At 43.8% G+C, this 12,589-nt stretch carries 9 protein-coding genes; 5 read left to right on the forward strand and 4 right to left on the reverse strand.

The window, feature by feature from the left end; all coding sequences use genetic code 11:
* Positions 1 to 6 precede the first annotated feature (6 nt).
* Positions 7 to 969: an allantoinase PuuE gene (puuE, locus tag ACTL4S_RS09080; RefSeq protein WP_441299211.1), complete on the reverse strand. Its 963-nt coding sequence runs from the start codon at positions 967 to 969 to the stop codon at positions 7 to 9.
* Positions 970 to 1,280: 311 nt separating this feature from the next.
* Here puuE and ACTL4S_RS09085 point away from each other — a divergent pair, with 311 nt between their 5' ends.
* From ACTL4S_RS09085 to ACTL4S_RS09095, 3 genes are all read left to right on the forward strand, one after another.
* Positions 1,281 to 2,330: a Rieske 2Fe-2S domain-containing protein gene (locus ACTL4S_RS09085; RefSeq protein ID WP_441299212.1), complete on the forward strand. Its 1,050-nt coding sequence runs from the start codon at positions 1,281 to 1,283 to the stop codon at positions 2,328 to 2,330.
* A gap of 314 nt (positions 2,331 to 2,644) precedes the next feature.
* Positions 2,645 to 3,949 carry a type II toxin-antitoxin system HipA family toxin gene (locus tag ACTL4S_RS09090; protein ID WP_441299213.1) on the forward strand — a complete coding sequence of 435 codons (1,305 nt, stop codon included), beginning with the start codon at positions 2,645 to 2,647 and terminating at the stop codon, positions 3,947 to 3,949.
* Entirely contained in the window at positions 3,942 to 4,223 is a 282-nt protein-coding gene (locus ACTL4S_RS09095) for a helix-turn-helix domain-containing protein (RefSeq protein WP_004280265.1), read from the forward strand. The genes ACTL4S_RS09090 and ACTL4S_RS09095 overlap by 8 nt, the downstream gene beginning before the upstream one ends.
* Before the next feature lie 204 nt (positions 4,224 to 4,427).
* On the opposite strand, the gene ACTL4S_RS09100 is transcribed toward ACTL4S_RS09095, so the two are convergent.
* From ACTL4S_RS09100 to ACTL4S_RS09110, 3 genes are all read right to left on the reverse strand, one after another.
* The gene (locus ACTL4S_RS09100; RefSeq protein ID WP_441299229.1) at positions 4,428 to 5,876 is read right to left on the reverse strand and encodes an NAD-dependent succinate-semialdehyde dehydrogenase; all 1,449 of its coding nucleotides are present in this window, start codon (positions 5,874 to 5,876) and stop codon (positions 4,428 to 4,430) included.
* Between the two features lie 16 nt (positions 5,877 to 5,892).
* The gene (gabT, locus tag ACTL4S_RS09105) at positions 5,893 to 7,155 is read right to left on the reverse strand and encodes a 4-aminobutyrate--2-oxoglutarate transaminase (RefSeq protein WP_005106976.1); all 1,263 of its coding nucleotides are present in this window, start codon (positions 7,153 to 7,155) and stop codon (positions 5,893 to 5,895) included.
* Between the two features lie 345 nt (positions 7,156 to 7,500).
* Positions 7,501 to 8,772, reverse strand: coding sequence for a Glu/Leu/Phe/Val family dehydrogenase (locus tag ACTL4S_RS09110; RefSeq protein WP_441299230.1), 1,272 nt, complete (start codon positions 8,770 to 8,772; stop codon positions 7,501 to 7,503).
* A 328-nt stretch (positions 8,773 to 9,100) separates the two neighbouring features.
* On the opposite strand from ACTL4S_RS09110, the gene pdxR reads away from it, so the two are divergent.
* Both pdxR and ACTL4S_RS09120 read left to right on the forward strand, forming a co-directional pair.
* Positions 9,101 to 10,603 (forward strand): MocR-like pyridoxine biosynthesis transcription factor PdxR, encoded by a 1,503-nt coding sequence (pdxR, locus tag ACTL4S_RS09115; RefSeq protein ID WP_441299214.1) that lies wholly within the window; start codon positions 9,101 to 9,103, stop codon positions 10,601 to 10,603.
* 417 nt (positions 10,604 to 11,020) lie between these two features.
* Positions 11,021 to 12,475 carry an amino acid permease gene (locus ACTL4S_RS09120; RefSeq protein ID WP_180087024.1) on the forward strand — a complete coding sequence of 485 codons (1,455 nt, stop codon included), beginning with the start codon at positions 11,021 to 11,023 and terminating at the stop codon, positions 12,473 to 12,475.
* Positions 12,476 to 12,589: the final 114 nt, after the last annotated feature.

A 12,589-nucleotide genomic window follows, 5' to 3' on the forward strand; every position in this document is an offset into this window, starting at 1 on the left:
TTATGATTATGGCGCATGATGGTTATACCAGTGCTCGGCAATATCCCCACGGCGGCAAATCCAGACCTTGTCATGATTCTGAATATAATCTAGGAACTTTTGTAGTGCTTTAAAACGTCCCGGCCGTCCTAAAATACGGCAGTGCATGCCAATCGACAGCATTTTTGGCGCAGTTTCACCTTCGGTATAGAGCACATCAAAAGCATCTTTGAGATATTGATAAAACTGTTCCCCGCTATTAAAACCGCCCGGTGAACTGAATTTCATGTCATTGCTATCCAGGCTATAAGGAATAATCAAATGCGGACGTGTTTCCCCTGCCTGATTGGTCAAGGTGCTCCAAAATGGCAAGTCATCCCCATAGTAATCAGCGTCATATTTGATTTGAGGAAATTCAGCCAGGAGTTGACGGGTATTCGGACTGTCTCGACCGGTATACCAGCCGATCGGTGCTTCACTAAACAGGCTTTCTAAAACGCTGATCGCCTGATCCATATACTGGCGTTCAAGTTCAAGCGGCATGTCCTGATAATGTAGCCAGCGCTGTCCGTGTGAAACCACATCATAATGAGCTGCTTTAATCGCCGCGGCCACATAAGGATTACGTATTAAGGCCATGCCGACTCCAAAGATGGTCATCGGCAAACCACGTTTCTGGAACTCCTGATGAATGCGCCAGAAGCCTGCACGTGAACCATATTCGTACATCGAATCCATCGACATATGTTTATCTGGAAAGCTGGCAGCACCGATGATTTCAGATAAAAACTGTTCTGATCCTGTATCACCATGTTCAATGTGGTTTTCACCACCTTCTTCATAATTCAGTACAAACTGTACCGCGACACGCGCGCCGTTTGGCCATTGCACTTTTGGTGGTTCACCATGATAGCCAATCAGGTCACGCGAATAAGGTGCACTGCGAATGCTGTCAATAAGTTCTTGTCCGCGTAAGTAGCTAGTCGTCACATCAATTCCTTGTCGATTCTGAGTAAATGATCAATTTTCTATACGCGTGATAAGCAATTTATGCGCCAAACTAGAGCATTGAAACTGAGAGCACGCTTTTTAAAAAAATATTTTCAGCGAAATTTAAGCTTAGAAATATCCCATCTCAATATTTGCGTGGTTGAACATAAAAAACCTGGAAAGATGCTTATTTTGTTTTTAATCGCTGGTCAGTGTTCTGATTTACGCAATCCTATGTCCTGTTAATTGAAATTTCATAGAACACATTGCTGTTTTATAGTCCAGCTAAAGGTCATGACACAGAACCCATTATGAATACAAATATCGCCGCTTTTAGTCCCGACTTACCAGTCCATATGACATTCGAGGAACATGACTGGCATCTTTTGGCTCAGTACTGGTATCCGATTGCACTTGCGCGTGATATTACAGATCAGCCAACAAGTAGCATGCTGCTTGATATGCCGCTGGTGATTTATAAAATGAACGATGAACTGGTGGTGGCGAAAGATGCATGTCCGCATCGCGGTGTACCTTTAAGCTTGGGAAAAAATGACGGCCAAGGCGTGGTGTGTCGTTATCACGGTTTACGCTTTGGCAATGAAGGTAAATGCAACCGTATTCCTGCACATCCTCAGCATAAAATATCGGAACGTTTCCATTTGAAAACTTATGCTGCGGTAGAAAAGTATGGTCTGATCTGGTGTTCATTAAGCGCTACAAAAGATGCAGAACCTCATATTCCTAATATACCTTTTTGGGATGATGCTGAGTATCAGCAACTGGTCTGCCCTCAGATAGACATTCAATGTTTTGCAGGAAGACAGCTCGAAGGTTTTATTGATGTGGCACATTTTGCCTGGGTGCATCCCGATACTTTTGGTGATCCGGAGGATGTAGAAGTTCCTGATTACAGTACGACAGAAACGGATGTTGGTTTTAATGCAGATTATATCAGTAGTGTGGGACGTTATCCGATCGGAACAGAGCAGCGTGGCCAGGAAGATTTTAAATGGTTACGTCATTTTGAAGTGAGCCTACCCTTTACTGCAACCCTTACGATTCATTTTCCGAATGATGCCAAGCAGGTCATCATGAATGCGGCTTCACCGATGACTGCACGTTCAACACGACTTTTTGCGCCTATTTGCCGCAATTATGATAAAGATTTACCGGTTGAAGATGCCTATGCATTCAATATGAAAATTTTCGAGGAAGATCGTGTGATTGTAGAAAATCAGAAACCTGAATATTTACCTCTGGATTTATCTTTAGAAGCGCATTTTCCGGCAGATCGGAGTTCAAGCATGTACCGAAAATTACTACGCAAACGGGGATTTAGTCCTTTATTTGCTGCTTAAAATTTTATTCAAAAGAAAAGCAGTTATAGGTAGTAAGGGCTAGATATCCCCAGATATTTAAAAAATTACAGGATTATTAAATTTATAAGCTATATGTCGATGTAGGTCTTTAGCCAAACTTATTTTTGGATGAATTGGGTTATATCGTGATTTCTATCAGGATACATCTTGTTATATAGCCTCATGGGTCTTGTATTCTAGTGAAGATAAGGCCTTTTAGAATGGTAAAGAACTTTTAGAAGATAAAATTAGTTTTTTATTAAAATAGGTATATAATAAATAAAATCACCTTACTTTACTATTTTAATAGGATTATGGATCAATATTGCACACTGCAGATTTATCAGGAAGATGAATGGCTTGATTGCGCTATTGTTGAGATTGTCGGTCAACAACAGACTGGATGGCAAGCAGCCACGCGAACATCATATCTGTTTGAATATGCTATTTCTTATATGGATTTAAGCGATGGGCATGCGCTAGCCTATCATTTACCGGTAAATGTGCAAAATACATTGCAATCTACCTGGCCGGCCTTCCTGATGGATTTGTTACCTCAAGGTTATGGTCGTAAAGAATTACTCCGTCAGCTTAATTTTTCTGAAAATACTCAGGAACAAGCAGACTGGGCGCTTTTAAAAGCAGGTGCAGGCAATCCGATAGGTAACTTACGGGTGAAAGAGGCTTATGAATGGCTACAGGGGCAATTCCCTGTTCAGCAGAATCATGGCTTTAGTCTGGACCAAGTCGTAGAACGTCAAGAAAAATTTATTGAATCCTTAGCCTCTTATGGACTTTTTATTGCCGGTTCTTCTGGTATTCAGGGCGAGTGGCCAAAATTACTGTTAACTCAAGGTCACGATGACCTGTTCTATCTGGATCACACGCTGACAGATCATCAGGTCAAGCAGCATTGGCTGGTGAAATTCAGCCGTGGCAGTGATCAGAATTTAGATAAAATTTTGATGCACGAAGCCTTATATATGAAAATTGCCCAGTATCTGGGACTTCGTGTTCATCAGGAACTGGAACTGCATGGCAAGACTTTATTCATTCCCCGATTCGACCGTAAGATCATCGATGGGAAGGTTGAAAGAATTGCCCAGGAAAGTATTGCTTCTCTGGGGGGGAAAGCCGGTTTTGGGGTAAGAATGATCCATAACCAGATCTGTAGCCTGTTGATGCAATGCTGTACTGAACCAAAACAGGAAATCTTTGAATATTTGAAGCGTGATCTTGCCAATGTTGCTTTAGGCAATAAGGACAATCATACCCGTAATACAGCGATTCAACGTTTCAATAACGGAATCATTCAACTAACCCCATTATTTGATTTTGCGCCGATGTGGCTCCATCCAGATGGTATTGCCCGAACTACGCGTTGGGAGCGAGATGATCATGGTGGTATGCCAATTTGGCATTCAGTCATTGAACAGATAGCGGAAAGCACGCTAATTGATTCAGAAGAAATCAGAGCGGTGCTAGTCGAGCAATTACCACTTTATCAGGGGTTACTCGAGCACATGCAGTATCTGCAATTGGCACCTGAAATTCTAGAAAATAGCCAGTATCGAATTGATAATATTTGCCAACAATTGGAGGAGCTGAATCATGGATAAACGTTTCAAGCCCCTAACCCCGATTCAACAGATGCAAAAGAGATTATCTGTACTTGAAACCGTCAGTAACAATCCTGACTGGCCTTTTCATCAGGTTGCTCGCTTCATTCGTACCGAGTTGCACCTCACACTCAACGATATGGCTAAAATTACCAAGATTGCTCCCCAGACTCTACAGAAAATGGAACAACCTGAAGGCAATCCAACACTCAAGTCTATGCAGAAATTACTGGATGCTTTTGGTTTAAAGTTAGAAATCAGGGTTAAATCCTGATGATAATCTGATGCTTTAATTGATATTTAGGGGAATTTTAGAGAAGAAGAATGACTTAACAACTGAAAATATGCCCTCCTCCAATCTGTTTATTGAGTCCTTGCTCCATCGCAGGAATCCCGGTTTAAATTAAACACGGGATTCACTGGAGGCTGATATTTTCTCATCAGTTTTTTAATGAATAAGTTTACTTTTTAAACATCATTATGAAGAAATATCAACACAGAGATATTTCATTTCAAGGTATTCATCCATACCGAATTTAGACCCTTCACGGCCTAACCCTGATTGCTTGACTCCACCAAATGGCGCAACCTCATTAGAGATAGCTCCGGTATTGATTCCCACCATACCGTATTCTAAGGCTTCACCTACACGCCACTGACGTGCTGTACTTTGGGTAAATACATAGGTAGCCAGACCGAATTCTGTATCGTTCGCCATCTGAATTGCTTCTTCTTCAGTCTTGAAACGGAATAACGGCGCCAACGGTCCAAAAGTTTCTTCTTTTGCCACACGCATCTGCTGAGTAACTTCAGTCAGAAGCGTTGGCTCGAAGAATGTACCGCCCAGATTTGAGCGCTGTCCACCGGTTTTCACCTGTGCACCTTTGCTCACTGCGTCGGCAATATGTGACTGCACTTTTTCGATCGCAGCCTCATCAATTAATGGACCTTGGGTAGAAGCTTCATCACGGCCATCACCGACTTTTAGTTTGGCAACGGCAGCCACCAGTTTTTCTACCAGCGCATCATAAATGCCATCTTGTACATAAATCCGGTTCGCGCAAACACAAGTCTGTCCACTATTACGGAATTTACTGGCCATGATGCCCTGTACTGCCTGTTCGAGATTGGCATCATCAAAGACCAGAACTGGCGCATTGCCACCAAGTTCTAAGGAGAGTTTTTTGATGGTCGGCGCACATTGCTGCATCAGGATACGACCGACTTGAGTTGAGCCGGTAAAGCTTAACTTTTTCACGGTTTCGCTTTCACATAAGACCTGACCCACTTCAACCGCATCACCACTGACATGCAGCAATACATCTTGTGGCAAACCTGCGCGCAAGGCCAAAACTTCAAGCGCATAGGCGGTTAAAGGCGTTTGTTCAGCCGGTTTAACCAGCATGGAACAGCCAGCAGCCAGAGCTGGCGCGGCTTTACGGGTAATCATCGCCGCCGGAAAATTCCACGGTGTAATGGCCGCTGTCACCCCAATCGCCTGCTTAATGACCAATAACCGTTGATGGGCAAGCGTTGGAGTCAACACGTCACCATCAATACGGCGTGCCTGCTCAGCAAACCAGCGGATAAAGGAAGCGGCATAACCAATTTCACCACGCGCCTCAGCCAGTGGCTTGCCCTGTTCAGCGGTCAGAATCTGAGCCAAAGATTCTTTATGTTCCTGCATCAGATTGAACCAAGCCCAAAGCACATCCGCACGTTCAAGTGCTGTCTTGGCTTTCCATGTTTTCTGTGCTTGCTGAGAACGAGCAATTAGCTGTTCTACAGATGCACGGTCATGGGATTTTACCCAGGCCAAAGTGGCTTGGGTTGCTGCATCTCTGACTTCAATATATTCACCCGTGGCAGGCTGATCGAAGCTGATATCAGGATGCTGTAATAAATCTCTATATTGCGCTTGAAGCATGATCATTACTCTTTCATTAGGCTGCGACAGACAGTGCAAACCCTTGTTTCAAGATAGCCAATCCCGCACGGAACTGTTCTGCCGGAATCGTGAGCGGGTATAGGAAACGGATTACATTACCATAACGACCGCAGGTCAGGATTAACAGACCATTTTGCATGGCATGGTTTTGTACAGCTTTTGCCTGTTCCGCAGTTTCCAGCTCAACCGCCACCATTGAGCCCAGTGCACGAATATCTTTGACCATGCTAGATGACATTTTCAGTTCATGTAAAACATCAACCAGTTCTGCGCCTAGATCATTCGCTCTTTCACAAAGACCTTCTTCTTCAATGATATCCAGTACCGCATGGGCAGCCGCAACAGCAACCGGGTTACCGGCATAAGTACCGCCCAATCCACCCGGATTTGGTGCATCCATCACTTCAGCACGACCCACAACGCCTGAAATCGGGAAACCGCCGCCCAGACTCTTTGCCATCGTAATCAGATCTGGCTTGGTCTCATAATAATCCATCGCAAACAGTTTACCTGTACGCGCAAAACCAGACTGTACTTCATCAGCAATCAGTAAAATGCCGTTTTGATCGCATAGCACACGCAAGCGTTTCAGGAATTCTGCTGGCACCACATTAAAACCGCCTTCACCTTGTACCGGTTCAAGCACAATTGCTGCTACGTCATGCGCAGCAATATCTTCTGCGAAAATATCTTCAATGCTTTGAATTGCATCATTAACACTAATGCCTTTGGATTCCACCGGATAACGGGCATGGAAAACACCGCCAGGCATCACCCCAAAGTCGCGTTTATAAGGTGCAGTTTTACCGGTCATGGCCATCGTCATGAATGAACGGCCATGAAAACCATTACCAAAAGTCACAATGCCATGACGGCCAGTATGGGCACGGGCAATTTTAACTGCATTTTCGACAGCTTCAGCACCCGTTGAAAAGAAGGAGGTTTTTGCAGCACCCTGGATAGGAGCACGTGCATTGATACGTTCTGCCAGAGCAACGTAGCTCTCGTATGGTACAACCTGATAAGCCGTATGGGTAAATTTGGTTAATTGTTCAGTGACCGCAGCAATAATTTTAGGGTGACGATGGCCAGTATTCAGTACGGCGATCCCGCCCGCAAAGTCGATATATTGATTGCCTTCTGCATCCCAAATGGTCGAGTTTTCTGCTTTCTCTGCGTACCATTGACACATGACCCCAACACCACGTGGTGTTGCCTGCTGTTTACGTGCATTCAGTGCTGAGTGTTTACTGTCCATTTTGTATCCTCATTCTTGATTCATACGTTGTAAATTTTGCTATCCGGATCTTGGGATAGAAATTTGCCAAAGACTGGCTGATATGGTTCATTTTGCGCTTTTATACGTATGAGACGAGAGCCACTTTGCAGCAGATGAAAGGAGCCAATTGATCTATTTAAAACGAGTAAAAGAGTCAAAATATAAAATTATTTTATTTATAAACAGTTATTTATATTTTAATAAAAATTGGCTCCTTTTTAAATAAAGAAGCCAATTTAAAAATCCATTGCAAAAATTACCATGAGTAATAATGGATTAAATCCAGTCGGTTTAATCAATTAATCCATGGTGCAAAAACTTCGCTTAACCCGGATAGATCCCGCGTTCCTGACGTGCCATTAAAATACGTTCACAAGCCAGAATATAAGCGGCTGTACGCAAAGAACATCCGGCCTGAACTGCTTTTTGCCATACATCCTGTACCGCATTTTTCATGCTGGCATCCATACGCTGGTTAATCTCTTCCTCAGTCCAGAAGTAGCTGGCCAAATCCTGAACCCATTCAAAATAGCTGACCGTCACGCCACCCGCATTGCAGATCACGTCTGGCACCACGGTAATATGACGCTCACTCAGAATTTCATCCGCTTCAGTCAAAGTGGGACCATTGGCACCTTCCAGAATCATTTTGGTCTGAATATTTTGCGCGACCTGAGTATTAATCACACCTTCCAGCGCTGCCGGAATAAAGACTTCGGCAGGAATGGTCCAGAAAGCCGATGCAGAAATTTCATCGCTGGTAGAAAATCCCTGAATTTTATGGTGGGCATTTGAGTATTCAAGCAGCTTTTTAATATCAATCCCCTCTTTCTGATACAGGGTGGCAGAATGGTCCTGAACACAGATCACTTTGCTGCCATTTTCCTGGAAAAGCAGCGCAGCTTCACTGCCCACATTACCGAAACCCTGTACACAAACCCGAGCATTTTTTAAATCCAGACCGATTTGCTGGGCAACTTCACGCCCGCTAATAAACACACCACGACCTGTGGCTTTACTGCGGCCCAAGGAGCCACCCAGATGCACCGGTTTTCCGGTAACCACACCAGTAATCGTAGAACCCGCATTCATAGAAAACGTGTCCATCATCCAGGCCATGATTTGCGGATTGGTTCCTACATCCGGTGCCGGAATATCTTTTTGCGGCCCAATAATTAAATTGATTTCTGCCGTATAGCGTCGGGTCAAGCGTTCCAGTTCGCGCTTGGAAAGCTGGCTCGGATCGACTCGTACACCGCCTTTGGCACCACCAAAAGGTAAGTTTAGAGCAGCACATTTGATCGTCATCCAGGCTGACAAAGCCATCACCTCATCTAAATTGACATCTGGATGAAAACGCACGCCGCCTTTGCCCGGACCGCGGGTTAAATTGTGCTGAACACGATAGCCTTCAAAATGCTGAACCGTACCATCATCCATAATGACCGGAACATCGACAATCAAACTGCGCTTTGGGCGTCGCAGCATGTCCAGTCGTTCACTCAGCTCACCCAGATAAGGCGCTACTTTATCCAGTTGCTTAAGATAATTGTTCCAGGCCGTTGTACCCTGATCGGTGTAGGTCAATCCTTTCATCATCATGTTCATTCTATGATCCTTTTGTTATATGCAGTCGCATGTCCTGGCGGCTGCAACACATCTCTATTCGCCTGTTATGGCAATCATTGCTTGATTCAGGTCTCAGTTCAGCAAGCTCCTAACAAAATCAGTGTCTGGATTTTTCGCTTTAGTTTTAATCGGTATCTGTGTATATTGCCTGCCCGCCTGTATGCTCGCATTCAAGCCGCAGGTACATGATCAAAACGCATACAAGACACTTTACAATGACTGCCTGATCAGACTATTTTGCACCTAGCAATACCGCTCTCACGAGAGCCATTTCAAATTTGTAGGAGAGAGCCAATTGCGTAGCTTGCTTGGAGATTATTTACTGCAGCGATTGCAGCAAGATGTCACAGGAACATTACAGATGCGACTGTTCCGCTGCTTGCGTAACGCGATTATTGATAGCGTATTGGCTCCCAAAACCCGCTTGCCTGCATCGCGTGATCTGGCCAAAGAAATTCAGGTATCGCGTAATACGGTTTTAAATGCCTATGAACAATTACAGGCACAGGGTTATGTTGATGCCCGTACCGGTCAAGGCACCTGGGTAGTAGAGAAATTACCTGAGTCCTTTTTGGTGAAGGTAGAACAGAATTCTCCTGCCGTTGCAGAAAAAAAAGCACAGCAAAATTACAATCTGTCGCAACGCGGTTCCTACTTGCTCGGCTATTCCGCGGCCTCGCCTTATCAATGGGGAGCCTTTGTACCGGGCGCACCCGATGTAACCGAATTTCCGCATCATATTTTCAGCAAAATCCAAACGCGTTTGAGCCGTGAACCTCAAGTTAATAACCTGATTTACAGCAATGCCGGTGGCTCCCTGGAACTGCGTCAGGAGCTGGCGGAATATCTGAAAATTGCCCGTTCAGTGCAGTGCGATGCTGATCAGATCATTATTACCGAAGGCACCCATCAGGCGATTGATCTGGTCTCGCGTACTTTAAGCGACATTGGTGACGAAGTCTGGATCGAAGATCCGGCCTATTGGGGCGCGCGTAATATTTTACGAATTAATGGCGTCAATCTGCGTTCCTTACCGGTCGATCAGGAAGGGATTATTCCCGATCTGCATCCTAAAAAACCGCCTAAGCTGATTTTTGTGACGCCTTCTCATCAATATCCCTTAGGTTCACACTTAAGTTTGGAACGGCGCAAACAGTTAATTGCACTCGCACGCCAGCATAATAGCTGGATTGTTGAAGATGACTATGACAGCGAGTTCCGGTTCTCGGGCCAGCCTTATCCTTCTTTACAAGGTTTGGAGCCGGATTCTCCAGTGATTTATATGGGGACGTTCAGTAAGACCATTTATCCAGCCCTGCGCATTGGCTATTTAGTGGTACCAAAACAACTGTTTTCTTCGTTGCGAATTGTAGCCTCGGAACTTTATCGCGGTGGTCACTTAATCGATCAGCAAACACTGGCTGAATTTATCCGTGAAGGACATTATGAAGCGCATATCCGACGGATGCGTTTATTGTATGGCAAACGCCACGCTTTTTTAATTGACCTGATTCGCCGACATTTAGGTGAAGATTTTCTGCATGAATACAATACCGCCGCCGGTTTGCATCTGATTTTAAAATTGCCGAGCAGCAGTGATGATGTCTTGATTGCATCCAAAGCACTGGATCAGGGCATCAAGGTCAGAGCCTTGTCGCAATACTATACCAAACATTATTCGACTCGGCAGAAAGGATTATTACTGGGCTTTGCCTGTGTGAGTGAACAGGAAATTCTGGTGGCTTTCGGGATGTTGTTAAAGTGCTTGCGTGAGCATGGAATTCGCACTTTAACTTAGTAAAAAGTTAAGGATCAATACAATTATATTTTTAAAATCAAAAAGCTTTTATTTATTTTTAAGAGAAAAGTAAAAGCTGCTGTTAGCCTGATATTTTAGGTAGGCTTTATTTTTCTGTAAATATGGCCTGCTTATATTTTTTATCTCTTAAGCCAATTGGCTCCTTTGAATTGCTCAAAAATGGCTCTCGTCACTTTATAACAAAAAAGAGAAATTAACCGCATACATGAACAGCATGTAACCGTACTTTAATCAAAGTGTGATCCTGTCTATAGGGCTACAAGGATTTATTTTATTAAGATTAACTTAATATTGGTCAAGCACTGATGAATTCGGTTACAGTTTCAAAGGATAAGATAGCGTAAGCCAAATAAGGAATTTTATTGCCGCTACGCTATTGATATTAAGGGAAATTATATGGCAGAACATCAACATTTCTCCAATTCCGAATCATCAAACGGCTTAAAAAACGGACTTAAATCACGCCATCTCACCATGATTTCAATTGCCGGTGTCATTGGTGGAGCACTCTTTGTCGGCTCCGGTAATGTCATCTATTCTGCAGGGCCGGCTGCACTCATTGCTTATACTCTAGGTGGACTATTAGTTTTACTCATTATGCGTATGCTGGGAGAAATGGCAGTACTGAATCCCGACAGCGGTTCATTTTCAACCTATGCGGACCGAGGAATCGGGCGCTGGGCCGGATTTTCCATCGGCTGGTTATACTGGTCTTTCTGGACCTTGCTCATGGGCTGGGAAGCCTTTGTCGCCGGGAAAATCCTAAATAGCTGGTTTCCATTTATCCCGATCTGGGGCTATATGCTCCTAGTCACTGTAGCACTGGTTTGGATTAACCTCCGTGACGTAAAAAACTTTGGTGAATTCGAGTTCTGGTTTGCCCTGATCAAAGTCATTGCCATTGTACTGTTCCTGGTATTTGGCAGTTTGGCCGTGATGCACCTGTGGCCTTGGGGCGATGCCTCTATCCTCGGCGGTACAACTCATCTAACCGCTCAAGGCTTTATGCCTAATGGGTTTTCATCGGTGATCACGGCCTTATTGGGTGTAATGTTTGCTTATATGGGCGCAGAGATTGTCACCGTAGCAGCAGCTGAAACCAAAGATCCAGCCAAGGAAATTCGTAAGGCCGCTAATTCAATTGTATGGCGTATCATTTTATTCTATGTCGGTTCAATGCTGATCACAGTTTGCCTGATTCCACACAATAATCCTTTATTGAAAGATCCGACCTGGGGTACGTATAGCGTAGCACTTACTGCACTCGGTATTCCAGAAGCGCGTCATATTGTTAATTTTGTCGTGCTCACCTCGGTATGTAGCTGCTTTAACTCCGCACTTTATACCTGTTCACGCATGGTCTATTCCCTCTCGAAACGTGGAGATGCACCAAAGAGTTTTGGTTTAACCAACCGCAATAACAGCCCATGGGTAGGTGTCATCTTTTCAAGCCTGTTTTCTTTCGTGGCGATTTATCTGACTGCCACCGAAAGTATGAATATTTATGATGTTTTGATGTTAGCGACTGGTACCGTATCTTTATATGTCTATCTGGCGATTGCGATTTCTCAGCTTAAGTTACGTAAAAAAATGGAAGCTGAAGGACAAAATATTCCATTCAAGATGTGGTTATTCCCATGGCTCACTTATCTGGTCATTATCTTTATTGTCGGTGCTTTAATTACCATGATTATTGAGGGGACGTATTTTAAAGAAGTAGTTTATACCAGTGTGCTTGCATTATTTATTGTAGGCTTAGGCATCTGCGCACAAAAGTTTAACTGGGGTAAAACCTCAGTCAAAAAGGAAAAAGCAGCACAAGCCAGAATTAATTTAAGTGATAATCTTTAATTTATTTCTATAGAAATTTTTTAAATACATCAGAATGAATAAATGGAGAGTTAACAAACTCTCCATTATTTTATCTATGAGTTGGGCAAAAGAGTCCTATGTATTTCCAGATTT

The sequence above is a fragment of the Acinetobacter lwoffii genome, assembly GCF_052078135.1.
GTDB lineage: Bacteria > Pseudomonadota > Gammaproteobacteria > Pseudomonadales > Moraxellaceae > Acinetobacter > Acinetobacter lwoffii_Z.